Source organism: Pseudomonas sp. D3-27, from assembly GCF_051132165.1.
Lineage (GTDB): Bacteria > Pseudomonadota > Gammaproteobacteria > Pseudomonadales > Pseudomonadaceae > Aquipseudomonas.
This window is the reverse complement of the sequence record NZ_CP071667.1, coordinates 2,431,148-2,448,747: the sequence shown is the minus strand read 5'-3', so window position 1 is coordinate 2,448,747 and position 17,600 is coordinate 2,431,148. Positions and strand designations below refer to the sequence as shown.

Here is a 17,600-nt window from a genome sequence, read left to right as displayed (position 1 = left end):
CTCAAGCGTGCGACGTGGATGACGCACCTGCTCGCGACGGGTCGAGCTGATGCGTACGAAACGATGATTTATTCGGGTTTGAAACCTGGTCTGTTATTGCGGGCTCGCCATTCCTTGACTTCTTTCAGGATTCCAGCGGGGCTGTCTTCCTGGCCTTCCTTTGGGTAGAAGAGAACATCTGAGCCATCAGGGTGCTCAGTAATCAGTTCAAAATGGTCCACCAACCTATCGGTATATTGGCTCAACGCATCCCCCTCCAAAGCAACGGAGTAATGAAAAAAATTTTCGAAGAAATGTCAGAAATTCAGCCTCCGTATAATCTTCCAGCCGTTCTTTGAGCACGCTCATGGCTTCTCTCCTTTGTGAAAATCAATATGCCGCCTTGCAGTCATAACTAGCAGATTTTCCAAGTCATAAACTGCGCCGCCTTTCGCAACTTCGTGCTTATGATGGATTTCATACTTCCTTCTCCCGCCAACCTGATCCAATCGACTAGCGAACGGCGGCGCTCCCTTGGTCATCTCTCGCAGATTTGAGCCATTAAACTGCTTACTTAAATCACGATCCGCCGCCACCGCCCTCCAAAACGCCTCCCTGAACCGATGAAAGTTCGCAAACTCTCTGCCCCTCAACTGATCCGCAATCCGATCAGGAATCGCCGCCCCAGTCGTTCTCGCCGCCTCCCCCAACCAAATGCCTGAAACTGACTGCCCAAAGCCGAGGGCCATCCCGGGATCATCTCGCCGGTCATAAAACAGCGCATCCGGCGAGGGCAACTCCATATCACCCGGGTACCCGGGAATACTCGCACCGGCCAGCACCGGATCAACAGCCGGAAGCGTCTCGTTTTCCGGTAGGACGGGGATGACAGGCTTGCCCGGATAAATCTGCGAAAACGGTGGCGTGACGGGCAGCGTGGTCGGGCCAAGTTGTTCGATGCCCGGCGGAACCAAAGGCGTTCGGGTACCGTGGCCGATGGGAGGCGCCGGCCAGGGGATGACCGCCGGGACGATGCCCGGCCTGCCGAGCAGGCTGTTTGGTGTGGTGATGCTGATCCGGTCGAGGTTGAATGGATTCTCACCCAGCTCCGCACGCTCCCGATAACGCAGCTCGAATTCTCGACGCTCTCCCACCCATATGCTTTTTGGCGCATAGGGCGCAAAGCCGCGTTCGATGCGTTTGCGGTTGAGTTCGTCTGTGTTTGCCCACAGAGCCGGATGTTCAGAGAGGGTCCGCCATAGCGCCTGGTCGAAGGCGCCGAACGACATCTCCTTTTCTGTATGGCGCAGGATGGCGATGAAGCCCTGCTCGGGTGCAGTACATACTTACCGCACCCGAGCAAGGTTCGTGTGGTACGAGTGCCTTGATACCCATGGTCGATCCCGACGACCCGGCGCTCGCAAAACGACTCCAAACAGGAAAACTTCCCCCTCCTTGTAGGATTCTGCGACACCCTTGCGGTTGGTGATCGGGAATACGCCACGTATGATCCCGAACAACCTTTGCCGAAAAGAAGCCTATGTCGCTGATAGTTCTATTGCTTTTGCCCTTCGTCGGCAGCTGTGTCGCGGCGTTGCTGCCGCATAACGCGCGCAATGCCGAATCATTGCTGGCAGGTCTTGTGGCCTTGGTGGGCACCGTTCAGGTGGCTTTGTGGTACCCGCAGATCGCCGACGGCGGGGTTATCCAAGAGCAATATGCCTGGCTGCCCAGCCTGGGCCTGAATTTCGTCCTGCGCCTGGACGGCTTCGCCTGGCTGTTTTCGTTGCTGGTGCTGGGCATCGGCACGCTGGTGTCGTTGTATGCCCGCTACTACATGTCGCCGGACGATCCGGTGCCGCGGTTCTTTGCGTTTTTCCTGGCTTTCATGGGCGCGATGCTCGGGCTGGTGATTTCCGGCAACCTGATCCAGATGGTGTTCTTCTGGGAATTGACCAGCCTGTTCTCATTCCTGCTGATCGGTTACTGGCATCACCGCGCCGACGCGCGGCGCGGCGCCTATATGGCGTTGATGGTGACCGGCGCCGGCGGGCTGTGCCTGTTGGCCGGGGTCATGCTGCTTGGCCATGTGGTGGGCAGTTATGACTTGGACAAGGTCCTGGCCGCCGGCGACATGATTCGCCAGCACGCCCTCTATCCAGTCCTGTTGCCGCTGATCCTGATCGGCGCCTTGAGCAAAAGCGCCCAGTTTCCTTTCCATTTCTGGCTGCCCCACGCCATGGCCGCGCCCACGCCGGTGTCGGCGTACCTGCACTCGGCGACCATGGTCAAAGCCGGTGTTTTCCTGCTGGCACGGTTGTGGCCCTCGCTGTCGGGCAGTGAACAGTGGTTCTATATCGTCGGCGGCGCCGGGGCGTTCACATTGATGCTGGGCGCTTATTGCGCGATGTTCCAGAACGACCTCAAGGGTCTCCTTGCCTATTCGACCATCAGCCATCTGGGGCTGATTACGCTTCTGCTTGGCCTCAACAGCCCGCTGGCGGCGGTCGCGGCCGTGTTTCATATCCTCAACCACGCCACGTTCAAGGCCTCGCTGTTCATGGCCGCCGGCATCATCGACCACGAAAGTGGCACCCGGGACATCCGCAAGCTCAGCGGCCTGGTGCGGCTGATTCCGTACACCGCCACCCTGGCGATGGTTGCCAGCGCGGCGATGGCCGGGGTGCCGTTGCTCAACGGCTTCCTGTCCAAGGAAATGTTCTTCGCCGAGACCGTGTTCATTTCCGCCACGGCCTGGGTCGAGCTGGCGCTGCCGATCGTCGCCACCATCGCCGGCACCTTCAGCGTCGCCTATTCCCTGCGTTTTACCGTCGACGTGTTCTTCGGCCCCACTGCCACCGACCTGCCCCACACGCCCCATGAACCGCCGCGCTGGATGCGCGCGCCGGTTGAGCTTCTGGTGTTTACCTGCTTGTTGGTGGGCATCTTTCCGGCACAGGTGGTTGGTTCGTTGCTGGCGGCGGCGGCGCTGCCGGTGGTGGGCGGTCCGCTGCCCCAGTACAGCCTGGCGATCTGGCATGGCCTGAACGCGCCCATGATCATGAGCCTGGTGGCGATGTCGGGTGGGATCGTCCTGTACCTGCTGCTGCGCAAGCAATTCAAGCAAGGCCATATCAAGCAGCCACCGCTGATGGGGCGTCTCAGCGGCAAGCGTTTGTTCGAGCGCAGCCTGGTGCTGATGATGCGCCAGGGCCGACGGTTGGAGCGCAAGATCAGTACCCGGCGCTTGCAGGCTCAGTTGTTCCTGCTGGTGCTGGCGGCCGTATTGGCCGGGCTGATTCCGATGCTCAGCAGCACGCTGGCCTGGGGCGACCGCCCCAGGATTCCCGGCTCCGTGGTATTCGTCACGCTGTGGGTGCTGGCCATCGCTTGCGCGTTGGGCGCTGCCTGGCAGGCCAAATATCACCGCCTCGCGGCGCTGACGATGGTCAGTGTCTGCGGCCTGATGACGTGCGTGACTTTTGTCTGGTTCTCGGCCCCGGACCTGGCCTTGACTCAACTGGTCGTGGAGGTGGTCACCACGGTGCTGATCCTGCTGGGCCTGCGCTGGTTGCCACGGCGGATCGAAGATGTGTCGCCGCTGCCCAACAGCGAACGCCGCGCGCGCATCCGTCGTCTGCGGGACTTGCTGCTATCCATCGCAGTGGGCGGCGGCATGGCGTTGCTGTCCTATGCGATGCTCACGCGCCAGACACCCAACGACATTTCGTCGTTCTACCTGAGCCGGGCCTTGCCCGAAGGTGGCGGCAGCAATGTGGTAAACGTGATGCTGGTGGACTTCCGCGGCTTCGACACCCTGGGCGAAATCACCGTGCTGGTGGCGGTTGCGCTGGCGGTATTCGCCCTGCTGCGGCGCTTCCGGCCACCCAAGGAAAGCATGCAGCTCCCGGCGCAACAGCGCCTGCTGGCGCCAGACGTGGTGACCGACCTGGTCAACCCGCGTCACGCCAGCGACACCGCGCTGGGCTTCATGATGGTGCCGTCGGTGCTGGTGCGCCTGCTGTTGCCGATTGCCCTGGTGGTGTCGTTCTACCTGTTCATGCGCGGCCACAACCAACCGGGTGGCGGTTTCGTCGCCGGCCTGGTGATGTCGGTGGCGTTCATCCTCCAGTACATGGTCGCCGGCACCCAGTGGGTCGAAGCACAAATGAGCCTGCGACCGCTGCGCTGGATGGGCACGGGGCTGTTGTTCGCCACCGCGACGGGGTTGGGGGCGATGGCGGTGGGTTATCCGTTCCTGACCACTCACACCTGGCATTTCGAGTTGCCGCTGCTGGGTGACCTCCATCTGGCGAGTGCGCTGTTCTTCGACATCGGCGTCTACGCCGTGGTGGTCGGCTCCACGCTATTGATCCTTACCGCCCTGGCTCACCAGTCGGTGCGGGCCCATAAACCGGGGCTGCACGCCAAACCCGTCGCCCCCCTCAAAGGAGCCAACGCCTGATGGAAGAAGTCATCGCAATCGCAATCGGCGTATTGGCCGCCTCCGGCGTCTGGCTGGTGCTGCGGCCCCGGACCTTTCAGGTGGTCATGGGGCTTTGCCTGCTGTCCTATGGCGTCAACCTGTTCATCTTCAGCATGGGCAGCCTGTTCATCGGCAAGGAACCGATCATCAAGGACGGCGTGCCCCAGGACCTGCTGAACTACACCGATCCGCTGCCCCAGGCCCTGGTGTTGACCGCCATTGTGATCAGCTTCGCCATGACCGCGCTGTTTCTCGTCGTCTTGCTCGCGTCCCGCGGGCTGACCGGCACCGACCATGTGGACGGCCGGGAGCCCAAGGAATGATGCTGACGCCTCACTTGATCGCCGCGCCCATCCTGCTACCGCTGCTGACCGCCGCGTTGATGCTGATGCTGGGCGAGAAACATCGCCCGCTCAAAGCGCGGATCAATCTGTTTTCCAGCCTGCTGGGCCTGGGCATCGCCGTGCTGCTGTTGGACTGGACCCAGGACCAGGCATTGCCCGCGTCCTTTGGCGTGTACCTGCCGGGCAACTGGCAAGCGCCGTTCGGCATCGTGTTGGTGGTCGATCGCCTGTCGGCGCTGATGCTCGTGCTGACGGGCATCATCGGCGTCTGCGCCCTGCTGTTCGCGATGGCGCGGTGGGATCGGGCCGGCGCCAGTTTCCATGCGCTGTTCCAGATTCAGCTGATGGGCCTTTACGGCGCTTTCCTGACGGCGGACCTGTTCAATCTGTTTGTGTTTTTCGAAGTATTGCTGGCCGCGTCCTACGGCTTGATGCTCCACGGATCGGGGCGGGCCCGCGTCTCGTCGGGGCTGCATTACATCGCCATCAACTTGCTGGCGTCGTCGTTGTTCCTGATTGGCGCGGCGTTGATCTATGGCGTCACCGGCACCTTGAACATGGCCGACCTGGCCTTGAAAGTGCCCTTGGTGCCAGAAGCGGACCGCGGCCTGCTGCACGCCGGTGCCGCGATCCTGGCAGTGGCGTTCCTGGCGAAGGCTGGCATGTGGCCGCTGAATTTCTGGCTGGTGCCGGCCTACAGCGCGGCCAGCGCCCCGGTGGCGGCCTTGTTCGCGATCATGACCAAGGTGGGCGTCTACACCGTGTTGCGGTTGTGGACTCTGCTGTTCTCGGGGCAAGCCGGCGCGTCGGCGTATTTTGGCGGCGACTGGCTGGTCTACGGCGGCATGGCGACCATCGCCTGCGCGGCCATCGCCATCCTCGCGGCCCAGCGCCTGGAACGCATGGCCAGCCTGAGTATCCTGGTCTCGGCCGGCATCCTGTTGTCAGCCATCGGCTTCGCACAGCCCAACCTGATAGGCGCCGCGTTGTTTTACCTGGTGAGCTCGACCCTGGCGCTGTGCGCGCTGTTCTTGCTGGCCGAACTGATCGAGCGCTCACGCTCCGCCAATGACCTGCCGCTGGAAGATGACCTCGACACCCTGCCGCGCCCCCTGGAATCGCTGCAGCCGCCCAAGGGCATCAACCTCGATGACGAACAGAAAGCCGTGGTCGGGCAAGTGATCCCCTGGACCATGGCCTTTCTCGGTCTGAGTTTCATCGCCTGTGCACTGTTGATTGTCGGCATGCCTCCCTTGTCGGGGTTTATCGGCAAGCTGGGGCTGCTCAGCGCGCTGCTCAACCCCGAGGGCCTGGGGGCGAGTGCCGACGTGCCCGTATCGGCCGCCGCCTGGGGCCTGCTGGCGCTGTTGATCCTGTCCGGGCTCGCCTCGTTGATCGCCTTTTCGCGCTTGGGCATCCAGCGCTTCTGGACACCGCAGGAACGGCCCTCCCCGCTGTTGCGTCCGTTCGAATGCCTGCCGATCCTCGCGTTACTGGGGCTGGGGATCGTCTTGACGTTCAAGGCCGAGCCATTGCTGCGCTACACCCAATCCGCCGCCGATGGGTTGAATACGCCTGAACATTATGTGATGGCGGTTTTTTCCACCCGCGCCGTCCCCAACCCTGAAGGCAACACTCGATTGCAGGCGGTGCAGCCATGATCAAGCATTTGTTTCCCGCACCGTGGCTGTCCCTGGCATTGGGGTTGCTCTGGCTGTTGTTGAACCTGTCCCTGAGTGCCGGCCACCTGCTGCTGGGCGCCGCGCTGGGTTTCCTCGCGCCACTGATGATGCGTCCGCTGCGGCCACGACCCATCCGTATCCGGCGTCCCGGGGTCATGCTGCGACTGCTCTTGCTGGTGGGATGGGACGTGCTGGTGTCCAACCTGGCCGTCGCCTGGCGCGTACTCAACGCCGGGCGCCGCCCGCCTCGCTCGCGGTTTATCAAGGTGCCGCTGGACCTGCACGACGCCAATGGGCTGGCGGTGCTTTCGATGATCACCACGGTGATTCCAGGGACGGTCTGGTCGGAGTTGGCGCTGGATCGCAGCATCCTGTTGATACACATTTTCGATCTGGAGGACGAAGGGGCGTTTATCGACCATTTCAAGGCCACCTACGAGCGTCCGCTGATGGAGATTTTCGAATGAGCGCGCTGCTGTCCAATGCGATCCTGCTGAGTCTGTTCCTGTTCTCGCTGACCATGGTGCTGACCCTGGTGCGCCTGTTCAAGGGCCCCTCGGCACAGGACCGGGTCCTGGCCCTCGATTACTTGTACATCGTCGCGATGCTGATGATGCTGGTGCTGGGCATTCGGTATGCCAGCGACACGTATTTCGAGGCGGCGCTGTTGATCGCCCTGTTCGGCTTTGTCGGCTCGTTTGCCCTGGCCAAGTTCCTGTTGCGTGGCGAGGTGATCGAATGACGGGAGAACTGTCGATGTGGGTCGAGATCCCAGTGGCGATCCTGCTGGTGCTCGGCAGTCTTTTCGCCCTGACCGGGGCGATCGGCCTGGTGCGGCTCAAGGATTATTTTCAGCGCATGCACCCGCCTGCCCTGGCTTCGACGCTGGGGGCCTGGTGCGTTGCGCTGGCCTCGATCATTTATTTCTCGGCGCTCAAGTCGGGCCCGGTGCTGCATGCCTGGCTGATACCGATCCTGCTGTCCATCACGGTGCCGGTGACGACCCTGCTGTTGGCCCGGGCGGCTTTGTTCCGCAAGCGCATGGCGGGGGATGATGTACCGGCGGAAATAAGCAGCCCCAGGACCGGGAGCGATGGTTAAGGAAGCTTGAGACAGGCTTTGTTGTGGCGAGGGGATCTATCCCCTCGCCACAACGGCGTTCGCCTCTGGTTCGCTCAAGCCCACGCCACCGTCAGCAACCCTGCCCCCAGCACGACACACAACGGCGAGTAGACCCAGGTATCGAGCCGGGCGAACGTCGACCCCTTGACCTCCTTGAAGAAACCCACCAGGTTCGACTCGCCAATGGCCCGGGCAAACATCAACAGGGCAATCGCACTGATCAGCCATTGCAAGGCACGATGGGTCACGGGAGGCGCGATCAGGCCGACCCGCAGACACACCAGCACCGCAATCATCAGCAGCGCCAGCGCCACCAACAGCGTCAGCCATCCCGACGGGTTGAACGCCGGTTGCAGTGTGCCGCCCTGCTTCACCGGCACCTGCGGCACTACCGCCAGCGCCGCCCACTGCCCGCCCAGGGCCCAATACAAATGAATCAAGCTGATGGTCGCAAACACCGCGACCAGCGACCGAGCCAATACAAGCGTCATTCGCCAGCCTCCTGAAAAAGGTTGAACAATCATCCTAGCTGGAATCTGGCATTTCGCTGGACGGGCGCAGGTTGCCGGATTCCAGTGAATGACGACTTGCCCAGGATCAACTGTTCAATTGACTGGCCTTAACGCGCTACAGCCCCGCGGTCACCTTGTCGGCGACCTCCTTGGGTAACCAGGCCTGCCAAACCTCGGGGTGAGCCTTGAGGAAGGCTTCGGCGGCCTCGCGGGAGGGCGTGCGTTTCTCACTCATATCGGCCAGGGCCTTGTTCAGCGGGTCGATCGGCAGGTCGACCTTGCTGAAGAACTCGGCAATGTCCGGGTGTTGTTTCTGGAACGGTACGGACACGCCAATGGACAACTTCGAAGCCAGGGACCGCGTCGGCCTGGGGTTGGGGTTGTCGGCATCGGTCAGGGTTTTCCAGGCCTCGGCATCGAATGGCGGCTCTTGCAACTGCACCAGTTTGAAACGCCCGAGCAGCGGCGTGGGCGACCAGTAGTAGAACAGGATCGGCTTGCCACGGCGAATCGACGAAGTGATCTCGGCATCGAGCGCGGCCCCTGAGCCGCTGCGAAAGTTCACATAGCTGTCGGAAAGACCGTAGGCCTTGAGCTTTTGCTTGTTGACCACCTCGGAAGTCCAACCGATGGGACTGTTGAGGAAGCGTCCCTTGCTGGGGCTTTCCGGGTCCTTGAACACGTGCTTGTAGCGCGCAAGGTCCTCGACGCTGCGCAAGTCCGGCGCCAGGGGCTTGATGCCCTTGGCAGGGTCGCCCTTGATGACGTATTCCGGCACCCACCAGCCTTCGGTCGCGCCCTTGACCGTATCGCCCAGGGCAACCACCTTGCCTTCGGCCTCGGCCTTGACCCACACCGGACTGCGACCTGCCCACTCCTCGCCGATCACTTGGATATCGTTATTGGCCAGGGCGGTTTCCAGGGTAATGGTGGTGCCCGGCAACGTGTCCGTCGGCAACCCGTAGCCCTTTTCGACAATGACCCTCAGGATGTCGGTGATCAGGCTGCCGCTTTCCCAGTTCAGGTCGGCAAAGTGGATCGGCGTCGATGCAGCGGATGCCGGAAGGGGTGAAACCAACACAGCGAGGGTGGCCCAGGCAGCCAGCCACTGTCGAACTCGTTTCATGTTTGATACCTCATGCCGGATGCAGCAATAGCCGAACGGCGTGCGAAGCGAACGCAAGCCTGTGACTAGTTCAGTCAATTGACTGTAGCCAAGGTTCCAGCAGGAGCGTTTTAAAACTGTTACGAGTATAAAAAGAACAAAGGACATCAACCCGATTCGTCATCCAAGGATGAAAGCCGCTTCCTACTCGCTGGCCTTGAATGTCACAAGTTCACCCTTGCGCCATTTGGCAGCCTTGGCGGTGACTGCTTTCAACGTCTTGGTCAAACCTTCCTGCAACTGTTCGTTGGCGGCCAATACGGTCACTACGCTGTGCCCTTCCTTGAACAGGATGGCGTGGCCCTCGGCGGTCGTGACGAACGCGTAGTCACCCAGGCCATAGACCGTCAACTTGATTTCACGAAACCGAATTTCAAACTTGCCTCCCTCGCGACTGGGAAGTACCGCCGCGCGAAAATGGTCGCCAACCTTGAGTTCCAGCCGGGGTTTGTCATCGACGACCAATGCCGACTCGGTGTCGATTTCGGCAATATAGATACCTTCGGCGGTCTGCTCGGTGATATAGACAAACCGTGACTGGAATTGCTTGACCAGTTTTGCCCGCAGGTCGCCCAGTACAAATAACGCATGCATGTCGAGATTACTTACTGCCAAGGAAACATCCCCATCTTTAAACGGCCCACTCTTTGAGAATGGACCACGAGAACCCGCACGGCCCCATGGACCTGTCATTGAATTCGAAAGTGAACGGTGCGCCCTGACCCAGGGCGGGAGAAGACTAAAGGATCGCTACTCTCGCCGTCTTTCCCGGCGGTCGTCAGAGGCTGAAGGAAAACACCACTCTGAGCATCGGAAAAGGTGGGACTACTAACTTTAGGGAAATTTCTCACTCAGAAAAGCATTTTTCTGACATCGAGGCCAAAAAAAATTGCTTTAGATAGGCGCAACCGTACACACGGTGCTGCCGATTCTAGAGCAGCCGCTGACGCGCAGACTACTTAAAACAGCCGGCAATTCGTCGGTAACCATAGAAAAGGAATTCACATGGCTACGTTTCCAACCCTGATCCGCCCCGCCATCTCATGTGTCGCCCTGGCGCAGGACGCCACTCATGACGACGGTTACGCACCGATTGCATTGATCCAGCCCAGATACCGGGTCGTTCTTGCCGGCAAGTGTTTTTTTCATATCGAAGAAACCTCTACCGGGCGCGTAAGAGGTTTCCGCGCCGACCATAACGAAGCCTGCTATCTCGCCCGCACCCTCGAACAGAACCCTTCAACGGCAGGCGCCATGACTTAACTCAGCCGCCGACCGGCAACTGCTGCCATACTGCCTGCCCAGCGAGCGCCTCCATCGGCGGTGCTCGTACAACAATATGACTTGAAGGGAAGGCGCGACGTGACGGAACTAGACATCGGCGATTTTTTCATCCGCGGCGAAGCCAGAGAGGTAGAAGGCGAATTCCAAGCGGTCATCGTCATGCGCGCCAAAACCGCCGCCACTGCGGTCACCTATCACCAGGTAGAAAGGGATCGCTGGTTCAAGACGCCGGAACTTGCGGCCGAGGCCGCCAAGGAGTCAGCCCGGGCCCTGAAGCTCGCGGTGGACGAAGGTGCGCTGAAAGCCTGAAGCCAATCGAACTCCTGACGACTGCTCGCCTCAGATAGAGGGAAGCAACCGAGGCGCCATGACGGCGGTAGTCCAGAGGAGTCCTACAAAATGGAACAACCATCCCACGAACTCAGCACCCTGTTTGACCAACTTGGCCTGCCTTCGGACGGCAACGCCATCGATGATTTCATCATGGCGCACCCGCTGGATCCGAACACCAAGTTGGTCGATGCGCCTTTCTGGTCGAATCAGCAACAAGATCTGCTTCGCGAATGGCTGCTTGCCGACGGCGAAGAGGCGGTATTGGTGGATCAACTGAACGTACGCCTGCACGACGGTAAATAACCCCTACATGAGCCAATGACAGTTGAGTTTTTGTGGCGAGGGGATTTATCCCCGCTGGGCTGCAGAGCAGCCCCTCGAAAGACTGGAATGCAGCCCCCTGACGTACCGCAGCGATAGCTATTAGGGGCGCTGCGCACCCCAGCGGGGATAAATCCCCTCGCCACAGGTTAGTCATATCGCCGGTGATCAGACTCAGCGCGGCTTCTCGGGCTTATAGCCCAGCCGCAACCCACCCCAATGACGTCCCTTGAGCATGATTGGCACCGACAGGTCATGCATCAGCTCGCCCGTGTCCCGCGTATAGGTTTGCAGCAACACCGGCTGTTGATGACTGCCGCAGCGGATCCCGGTGCGATCGGAGAACTTGCGCTTTGTGCGATTGTTCAGCGTGTCCACTTGCGGATCGCCGGTCAACGGCTGACAGAACGCATTGTTGTGAGTCGGCACGTAGCCCTGCTGAGTGCAGGCAATCGCGAAGACCAGCCCCTCATGCCGCGCCAGCAACGGTTCCTGGATCGCTGGCAGCACCTGGTCGGTGTAGCGGTCGAAACGGGTCTGGAACTTCGCCGGATGGGTATTGGGGATCGGTTGGTAGCTGCGATCGAACAGATCCTCCAGGCTGACGCGCCCCTGGTCGATATCCGCCTCGAACTGTGCGGCAATCCGGCTTGCCCCTTCCCGCGCCAAGTCATAGACCCGCTGGTGATAATCGTCCAGGCCCACCTCGGCCAGGCGCTCGCTGATGGTCTCGGCCTGGCCTTCCATCTGCACAGCGGCCTCGGCCAGGCGCTGGGTCTGCTGGTCGCTGATCGCCAGGTCACCGCGCATTTGCTCGATCGCATGAAACAGGCTATCGAGTTGTCCACGGTTAGTGTCGGTACCCTGGGCGATGGCGCTGACCTGGGTTTCGACACCGGCCGCAAGCCGCGCGATGTTTTCGAGGTGCTGGCCGGTGTGCTCGACTTGCTGCACACCGCTGTCCAGGTCACCGGCCAATTGGCGGATCTGCTCGACGACCTGCGCGGTGCGCTGCTGGATATCCGCGACCATCACGCCGACCTCGCCGGTCGCCGCGGCAGTGCGCCCGGCCAACCCACGCACCTCGTCGGCCACCACCGCAAAACCGCGACCATGTTCCCCGGCACGGGCCGCCTCGATCGCAGCGTTAAGGGCCAACAGGTTGGTCTGGCTGGCGATCGATTGAATCACCAGGGTCACCCGCTGGATTTCGTCGCTGCGCACGCTCAGCGCCTCGATGAGTTCGCGGCTTTCATTGGCGCGCTGACTGAGCTGATGCATTCGGCTGATGGATTCGACCAACTCGCTGCGCCCGGCGACACTGCTGCGATGGGCCTCGCTGGCCGCGCCCAGGGCCTGTTGACTGAGCTGCGAGGTGGCCTGCTCGGTCGCGATCATCGCTTCGGCGTTGCCAACGATCTGCGCCGCGGCCCCGAGCTGTGACTGGACCTTGCCCGCCAGCTGCTTGACCGAATAGGCAACGCCAGCGGCGGACAGTGCATTATGGCTGGTGGTGTAGGAAAGATCGCGGGTGAGCTCGGCCAGGCTGTCGCTTGCCGTCGGCACCGGTGTGCTGTTCAGCCGCGAGCGCAGGCGTGGCAACCAGACGATGAGCAGCGCCAGCGGCAACGCCAGGTACAACGACCAACCGCCCAAGGTCATGCCACACAGCAGCGAAACCAGCGCCAGGCTTTGCAGAGTCGGCGCAAGCCAGCGCGCTGTAACGCGCGCTACTGGCACCGAGGCCGACGCTGTCGCCGCCAGAGATCCTTCTGTCGCCATTTTCGTCACCCACTTTTCTCATTGTTATGGCCGCATTAAACGCCACTATCGAGCCATTATCCATGGTCCATTAGTCGTGTTTTCGGCAAAAAAACGAGAAGCGTGATGACCAAAAAGCAAAAAGACCGCAGCTTCGGATGAAGGGCTGCGATCTTTTTCGAAAACGGTATCAGGCCTGGCGCTGGTGCTTGTCGATCTGCTCGTGACGTTCCTGGGCTTCGATGCAGTATTTGGTGGTCGGACTGATCAACAGGCGCTTGAGGCCGATCGGCTCGCCGCTGTCGTCGCACCAGCCGAAGCTTTCGTCGTTGATACGGTCCAGGGCCTGCTCCAGTTGCGGCAGCATGCGCTGGTCGCGATCGATGGCGTTGACCAGCCAGGTGCGCTCTTCTTCTACGGAAGCTGCGTCCGCCGGGTCGGCCGGGCTGTCCAGGCTCTCAATGGCGATTCGGTTCTGTTCGATGCGCTCGTGGGTTTCGACTTTCATGTTCTGCAACAGCTTGGTGAAGTAAGCCAGTTGCTCGGCATTCATGTAGTCATCCGCCGGCATGGCCAGCAACTTTTCCTTTGTCATTGATTTCTCTATAAAAAAACGTGCATTAAGGCGAATTATGGAGCGTCCCGCATCAAGCAGCCACGCTCATCGGGAAGGCGCCGTTTATTCCAAGCGCCACCCGGCACTCAATTTACGAGGGGCGGCAGTCTAAGGCCGAGTCGGGGCGTCAGCAACCGAAAACATGGGGAAAATGTCCGACAACCGCTTCAAATGCTGTCTGACAGGCTTCTGCCGGCCGTCGGAGTGCGTTTATAACAAGAAATTCGCTGCGATGGCTGTATCAAGAAGACAAATGGCAACGCCACGCGGGTCAGGCGTGGCGCTTTGTCGCAACCTCAGGCATGTCAGCGTTTGAGTTTGCGCTTGTTGCGGTACTGATCGATCACCACCGCGACGACAATGATCAGACCCTTGATGATGTCCTGGATATAGGCATCGACACCGACAAAGGTAAAACCACTGGCCATTACCCCGAGGATCAGCGCACCGATCACCGTCCCGGTGATGCGCCCCACTCCACCGGCCAGGCTGGTGCCGCCAATGACCGCCGCGGCGATCGCGTCGAGCTCGTAAGACATGCCCATGCCGGCCTGCCCGGTCGCCGCCCGCGCCGAGGCCACGACGCCGGCCAAGCCCGCCAGCAGCCCCGCGATGCTGTAGACGATCACTAGATGGCGCTTGACGTTGATGCCCGAGGTCCGCGCCGCCTGCATGTTGCCGCCGATGGCGTAGGTGTATTTACCGTACTTGGTGTAGCGCAAGGCGACGTGGAAGATCACCGCCACCACCAGGAAGATGATCACCGGCATAGCGCCATGACCGATGGCGGTGTACGAATCGGACAACATGCTCACCGGCTGGCCTTCGGTGTAATAACGCGCCAAGCCACGGGCCGAGACCATCATGCCGAGGGTGGCGATAAAAGGCGGGATGCCGGTAACGGCGATGATGCTGCCGTTGATCGCCCCCGCCAGCAGCCCCACGCCGAGGCCCGCCACCACCGGTATCCACACGGGCAGGTCCGTCAGGGAAGGAAACACCGCCCGGGAAAAATCCGAAGTCTGGGCCAGGCTCGCGGCAATCATCGCCGACAACGCCAGCACCGAACCTGACGACAAGTCGATGCCGGTGGTGATGATCACCTGGGTCACGCCGATGGCGAGCAGGCCGATGATCGACACTTGCAGGATCATCAGCACCAGGCGCTGGGAGTTCATCAGGAAACTCTGGTCGCGCATGATCCAGCCGAACAGCTCGAACACCAGGCCGATGCCGATCAGCACCAGGAAAATGCTCAGTTCCGTGGGCAGCCGCCGACGCGTCCTGGCCGGTGCGGCGGCGGGTTTGTTTTCCAATATCGCGTTCATAGCCAATCACCTTTTTTATCTGTGGCGAGGAAGCTTGCTCCCTCGCCACGGGATTATTGCTCGACGTTATTGATTCGCCCGGCAGGCATCAGGACAGGCCCGACGCCAGTTGCATGACTCGTTCCTGGGTGGCTTCGCTGCGGTCGAGGGTGCCCATCAGGTCGCCTTCGTGCATCACCATGACGCGGTCGCTCATGCCCAGCACCTCAGGCAGCTCCGAAGAAATCATGATGACCGCCATGCCTTCGCTGGCGAGGTAGGCAATGAGTCGGTAGATCTCGGCCTTGGCGCCGACATCGATGCCGCGGGTCGGTTCGTCGAGGATCAGGATGCGCGGATTGGTCATCAGCCAGCGGGCCAGCAAGGCCTTCTGCTGGTTACCGCCGGATAGAGTGTCGATGCACTGCTCCAGGGACGGTGTCTTGACCCGCAGCTTCTTGCACATGTCCTCGCACAAGGCGCGCAGGGCTTTTTGCTGGATGAAACCGTTGCCGACGTAATGGGGCAGCACGGCCATTTCCATGTTTTCCAGCACCGACAGGCAGGGGAACAAGCCGCTGAGCTTGCGATCCTCGGTCAACAGCGCGAAGCCCTTCTCGATCGCCATGTGCGGATCGCTGATGTGGACCGGCTGGCCGTCCAGCAAGATTTCGCCGCCAGTGGCAGGGGTGACGCCGAAAATCGCCTCGGCGACGTTGGTCCGGCCCGAGCCCATCAACCCCGCGATGCCGAGGATTTCCCCGGCGTGCAGGTCGAACGACACCCCTTTGAAAATACCCGCCAGGCTCAAGTCCCGTACCGACAGGACCCGATCGCCGATTGGCTTGTCCCGCTCGGGGAACAATTGGCTCAATTCACGCCCGACCATCATCGAAATCAGGCTGTCGCCATCCATGCTGTCGGCCCGTTGCAGGCCGATGTAGGCGCCGTCGCGAAACACCGCCACTTCATCGGCGATGGCGAAGACTTCGTTCATTTTATGGGTGATGTAGATGATGCCCTTACCCTGGGCCTTGAGGTCGGCGATGATCGAGAACAAATGGGCGACTTCGGTCTCGGTGATGGCCGAAGTCGGTTCGTCCATGATCAGGATGTCGGAGTCATACGAGACGGCCTTGGCGATCTCCACCATCTGCCGTTCGGCAATGCTCAGGTTGCCCACCTGCTCCTCCGGGTCAAGCTTGATGCGCAAGCGCTCCAGCAACCGGGCGGTGCAGCGGTGCATTTCACCATGATCGATCATGTGCAGGCCGTTGAGCTGTTCGCGGCCGATCCAGATGTTTTCGGCGATGCTCATGTGGGGCATCAGGTTCAGTTCCTGGTGGATCATGGCGATCCCGGCCTGCAAGGCCGCCAGGGGGGTGTCGAAGGTCACCGGCTTGCCCCGCAGGCGCAGCTCGCCGGCGTCGGGCTGGTAGATGCCGGCGATGATCTTCATCAGCGTGGATTTGCCCGCACCGTTTTCCCCCATCAAGGCCAGCACCGAGCCGGGGCGTACCCGCAATTGCACGTCTGACAGGGCCACGACGCCAGGGAAGCCTTTGCTGACGTTGACGACCTCCAACAGGTACGGTTCGTCAGGTAATGCGTCCGGCCGGAACGTTGCCGCCGGGGCGCTCGAAGCAGTCGCTGATGCGAACATGGTGGGTACTCCCTGGGCAAGGTCGGCGCGGCGACCTTGCCTGTTTATTGTTGTGATGAAACAGGTGAAGCGTTACTTGAACTGATCGACGTTCTCCGGCGTGATCAAGCGATATGGCACCCAGACGGATTGCTCGACCGGCTGCTTCTTGACCATTTTCACCGCGGTATCGATCGAGCCGTCGGCTTGACCCTTGGCGTCCTGGAACACCGAGACCGCCATGTCGCCTTTCTTGATGGCGTTCAAGCCGTCCGGCGTGCCGTCGACCCCTGCGATCAACACGCTGCCCTTCTTGGCGCCCGTTTGCCTGAGGGCCATGGCGGCGCCAATGGCCATTTCATCGTTGTTGGACACCACGGCGTTGAACTCGCGGCCTTGGGTCAGCCAGTCATTGACCAGGGTCATGCCCTTGTCCCGGGACCACGTGCCCGTCTGCTCCTGCTCGATCTTGATGTCCGGGTACTTGGCGAGGACTTCCTTGACGCCCTTGGTGCGGTTGGTGGTGGAGTTGTTCGCCAAATCGCCCAGCAGGATCACGATCTCACCCTTGCCGCCCATCTTGTCGGCCAGGTACTGCATCTGCATGCGCCCGGCCTCAAGGTCATCCGAGGCCACGGTGACCACGCCTTCCGGCAGTTTCGGGTCGTCCGGACGGCGGTTGACGTACACCAGCGGAATGCCGGCGGCCACGGCGGCCTTGGTGATGCGTTGGGTCGCGGCGGTGTCCACCGGGTTGACGATGAGCGCGTCGACCTTCTGGCTGATGAAGCTTTCTACCTGACTCAATTGCTTGACCACGTCGCTGCGCGCATCTTCGAACTGCAACGTGACGCCGTCCGGCAGGGCCTTGGCTTTCTTGTCCATGGACTCGCGCAGGTAGGTCAACCAGGTGTCATCGAACTGGGACATGCTGACGCCGATCTTCAGGTCCGCCAGGGCAGCGCCGCTGGCAAACATCAATGACAGGGCCAGCGAGGCAATACGGGTCTTGGTGTTCATGAACGTTCTTTCTCCACTTTTTTGTT

At 61.0% G+C, this 17,600-nt stretch carries 18 protein-coding genes and 1 pseudogene; 9 read left to right on the top strand and 10 right to left on the bottom strand.

Annotation, left to right across the window (positions count from 1 at the left end; all coding sequences use genetic code 11):
• Positions 1–68 precede the first annotated feature (68 nt).
• Together J3P92_RS11375 and J3P92_RS11370 are read right to left on the bottom strand one after the other, a co-directional pair.
• Positions 69–348: pseudogene (locus J3P92_RS11375) on the bottom strand (bacteriocin immunity protein).
• Positions 345–1,268, bottom strand: a complete 924-nt coding sequence (locus J3P92_RS11370; protein ID WP_434650820.1) for an HNH endonuclease signature motif containing protein — start codon at positions 1,266–1,268, stop codon at positions 345–347. Before J3P92_RS11370 ends, J3P92_RS11375 begins: the two are co-directional and overlap by 4 nt.
• A 251-nt stretch (positions 1,269–1,519) precedes the next feature.
• Here J3P92_RS11370 and J3P92_RS11365 point away from each other — a divergent pair, with 251 nt between their 5' ends.
• From J3P92_RS11365 to J3P92_RS11340, 6 genes are read left to right on the top strand one after another with little or no spacing between them, the layout of a single operon-like run.
• The gene (locus J3P92_RS11365; protein WP_434650818.1) at positions 1,520–4,444 is read left to right on the top strand and encodes a monovalent cation/H+ antiporter subunit A; all 2,925 of its coding nucleotides are present in this window, start codon (positions 1,520–1,522) and stop codon (positions 4,442–4,444) included.
• The gene (locus J3P92_RS11360; protein WP_005789164.1) at positions 4,444–4,788 is read left to right on the top strand and encodes a Na+/H+ antiporter subunit C; all 345 of its coding nucleotides are present in this window, start codon (positions 4,444–4,446) and stop codon (positions 4,786–4,788) included. Before J3P92_RS11365 ends, J3P92_RS11360 begins: the two co-directional genes overlap by 1 nt.
• Positions 4,785–6,470, top strand: a complete 1,686-nt coding sequence (locus J3P92_RS11355; RefSeq protein ID WP_434650816.1) for a monovalent cation/H+ antiporter subunit D — start codon at positions 4,785–4,787, stop codon at positions 6,468–6,470. Before J3P92_RS11360 ends, J3P92_RS11355 begins: the two co-directional genes overlap by 4 nt.
• Positions 6,470–6,958 carry a Na+/H+ antiporter subunit E gene (locus tag J3P92_RS11350; RefSeq protein ID WP_420766635.1) on the top strand — a complete coding sequence of 163 codons (489 nt, stop codon included), beginning with the start codon at positions 6,470–6,472 and terminating at the stop codon, positions 6,956–6,958. The genes J3P92_RS11355 and J3P92_RS11350 overlap by 1 nt, the downstream gene beginning before the upstream one ends.
• Entirely contained in the window at positions 6,955–7,233 is a 279-nt protein-coding gene (locus tag J3P92_RS11345) for a K+/H+ antiporter subunit F (protein ID WP_420766590.1), read from the top strand. Before J3P92_RS11350 ends, J3P92_RS11345 begins: the two co-directional genes overlap by 4 nt.
• Entirely contained in the window at positions 7,230–7,592 is a 363-nt protein-coding gene (locus J3P92_RS11340; protein ID WP_420766591.1) for a Na+/H+ antiporter subunit G, read from the top strand. The genes J3P92_RS11345 and J3P92_RS11340 overlap by 4 nt, the downstream gene beginning before the upstream one ends.
• Positions 7,593–7,666: 74 nt before the next feature.
• On the opposite strand, the gene J3P92_RS11335 is transcribed toward J3P92_RS11340, so the two are convergent.
• From J3P92_RS11335 to J3P92_RS11325, 3 genes are all read right to left on the bottom strand, one after another.
• On the bottom strand, positions 7,667–8,104 hold the full coding sequence (locus J3P92_RS11335; RefSeq protein WP_420766592.1) for a DUF3995 domain-containing protein: 438 nt from the start codon (positions 8,102–8,104) through the stop codon (positions 7,667–7,669).
• A gap of 136 nt (positions 8,105–8,240) precedes the next feature.
• The gene (locus tag J3P92_RS11330; protein WP_420766593.1) at positions 8,241–9,251 is read right to left on the bottom strand and encodes an ABC transporter substrate-binding protein; all 1,011 of its coding nucleotides are present in this window, start codon (positions 9,249–9,251) and stop codon (positions 8,241–8,243) included.
• A gap of 183 nt (positions 9,252–9,434) precedes the next feature.
• Positions 9,435–9,884: a hypothetical protein gene (locus tag J3P92_RS11325; RefSeq protein ID WP_420766594.1), complete on the bottom strand. Its 450-nt coding sequence runs from the start codon at positions 9,882–9,884 to the stop codon at positions 9,435–9,437.
• A 411-nt stretch (positions 9,885–10,295) separates the two neighbouring features.
• On the opposite strand from J3P92_RS11325, the gene J3P92_RS11320 reads away from it, so the two are divergent.
• The 3 genes from J3P92_RS11320 to J3P92_RS11310 all read left to right on the top strand — a co-directional run bounded on the left by J3P92_RS11320 (position 10,296) and on the right by J3P92_RS11310 (position 11,210).
• The gene (locus J3P92_RS11320; RefSeq protein WP_420766595.1) at positions 10,296–10,553 is read left to right on the top strand and encodes a hypothetical protein; all 258 of its coding nucleotides are present in this window, start codon (positions 10,296–10,298) and stop codon (positions 10,551–10,553) included.
• A 99-nt stretch (positions 10,554–10,652) separates the two neighbouring features.
• Positions 10,653–10,883: a hypothetical protein gene (locus J3P92_RS11315; protein ID WP_420766596.1), complete on the top strand. Its 231-nt coding sequence runs from the start codon at positions 10,653–10,655 to the stop codon at positions 10,881–10,883.
• Between the two features lie 90 nt (positions 10,884–10,973).
• Complete coding sequence (locus tag J3P92_RS11310) at positions 10,974–11,210, top strand: DUF2789 family protein (protein ID WP_420766597.1); 237 nt, start codon at positions 10,974–10,976, stop codon at positions 11,208–11,210.
• A 192-nt stretch (positions 11,211–11,402) separates the two neighbouring features.
• Here J3P92_RS11310 and J3P92_RS11305 read toward each other — a convergent pair whose 3' ends face one another.
• The 5 genes from J3P92_RS11305 to J3P92_RS11285 all read right to left on the bottom strand — a co-directional run bounded on the left by J3P92_RS11305 (position 11,403) and on the right by J3P92_RS11285 (position 17,574).
• Positions 11,403–13,010, bottom strand: coding sequence for a methyl-accepting chemotaxis protein (locus J3P92_RS11305; RefSeq protein WP_434650814.1), 1,608 nt, complete (start codon positions 13,008–13,010; stop codon positions 11,403–11,405).
• A 169-nt stretch (positions 13,011–13,179) separates the two neighbouring features.
• Positions 13,180–13,584, bottom strand: coding sequence for a TraR/DksA family transcriptional regulator (locus tag J3P92_RS11300; protein ID WP_030141286.1), 405 nt, complete (start codon positions 13,582–13,584; stop codon positions 13,180–13,182).
• A gap of 326 nt (positions 13,585–13,910) precedes the next feature.
• On the bottom strand, positions 13,911–14,933 hold the full coding sequence (locus tag J3P92_RS11295; RefSeq protein WP_420766599.1) for an ABC transporter permease: 1,023 nt from the start codon (positions 14,931–14,933) through the stop codon (positions 13,911–13,913).
• 88 nt (positions 14,934–15,021) lie between these two features.
• Entirely contained in the window at positions 15,022–16,575 is a 1,554-nt protein-coding gene (locus J3P92_RS11290) for a sugar ABC transporter ATP-binding protein (protein ID WP_434563689.1), read from the bottom strand.
• A 72-nt stretch (positions 16,576–16,647) separates the two neighbouring features.
• Entirely contained in the window at positions 16,648–17,574 is a 927-nt protein-coding gene (locus J3P92_RS11285) for a sugar ABC transporter substrate-binding protein (protein ID WP_420766601.1), read from the bottom strand.
• Positions 17,575–17,600 lie beyond the last annotated feature (26 nt).

What these genes read in the sequence shown, in the direction of transcription:
- J3P92_RS11370 (WP_434650820.1), bottom strand. Translation starts at nt 1,268, where the DNA reads ATGTCGTTCGGCGCCTTCGACCAGGCGCTATGGCGGACCCTCTCTGAA.
- J3P92_RS11365 (WP_434650818.1), top strand. Translation starts at nt 1,520, where the DNA reads ATGTCGCTGATAGTTCTATTGCTTTTGCCCTTCGTCGGCAGCTGTGTC.
- J3P92_RS11360 (WP_005789164.1), top strand. Translation starts at nt 4,444, where the DNA reads ATGGAAGAAGTCATCGCAATCGCAATCGGCGTATTGGCCGCCTCCGGC.
- J3P92_RS11355 (WP_434650816.1), top strand. Translation starts at nt 4,785, where the DNA reads ATGATGCTGACGCCTCACTTGATCGCCGCGCCCATCCTGCTACCGCTG.
- J3P92_RS11345 (WP_420766590.1), top strand. Translation starts at nt 6,955, where the DNA reads ATGAGCGCGCTGCTGTCCAATGCGATCCTGCTGAGTCTGTTCCTGTTC.
- J3P92_RS11340 (WP_420766591.1), top strand. Translation starts at nt 7,230, where the DNA reads ATGACGGGAGAACTGTCGATGTGGGTCGAGATCCCAGTGGCGATCCTG.
- J3P92_RS11335 (WP_420766592.1), bottom strand. Translation starts at nt 8,104, where the DNA reads ATGACGCTTGTATTGGCTCGGTCGCTGGTCGCGGTGTTTGCGACCATC.
- J3P92_RS11330 (WP_420766593.1), bottom strand. Translation starts at nt 9,251, where the DNA reads ATGAAACGAGTTCGACAGTGGCTGGCTGCCTGGGCCACCCTCGCTGTG.
- J3P92_RS11325 (WP_420766594.1), bottom strand. Translation starts at nt 9,884, where the DNA reads ATGCATGCGTTATTTGTACTGGGCGACCTGCGGGCAAAACTGGTCAAG.
- J3P92_RS11320 (WP_420766595.1), top strand. Translation starts at nt 10,296, where the DNA reads ATGGCTACGTTTCCAACCCTGATCCGCCCCGCCATCTCATGTGTCGCC.
- J3P92_RS11310 (WP_420766597.1), top strand. Translation starts at nt 10,974, where the DNA reads ATGGAACAACCATCCCACGAACTCAGCACCCTGTTTGACCAACTTGGC.
- J3P92_RS11305 (WP_434650814.1), bottom strand. Translation starts at nt 13,010, where the DNA reads ATGGCGACAGAAGGATCTCTGGCGGCGACAGCGTCGGCCTCGGTGCCA.
- J3P92_RS11300 (WP_030141286.1), bottom strand. Translation starts at nt 13,584, where the DNA reads ATGACAAAGGAAAAGTTGCTGGCCATGCCGGCGGATGACTACATGAAT.
- J3P92_RS11295 (WP_420766599.1), bottom strand. Translation starts at nt 14,933, where the DNA reads ATGAACGCGATATTGGAAAACAAACCCGCCGCCGCACCGGCCAGGACG.
- J3P92_RS11290 (WP_434563689.1), bottom strand. Translation starts at nt 16,575, where the DNA reads ATGTTCGCATCAGCGACTGCTTCGAGCGCCCCGGCGGCAACGTTCCGG.
- J3P92_RS11285 (WP_420766601.1), bottom strand. Translation starts at nt 17,574, where the DNA reads ATGAACACCAAGACCCGTATTGCCTCGCTGGCCCTGTCATTGATGTTT.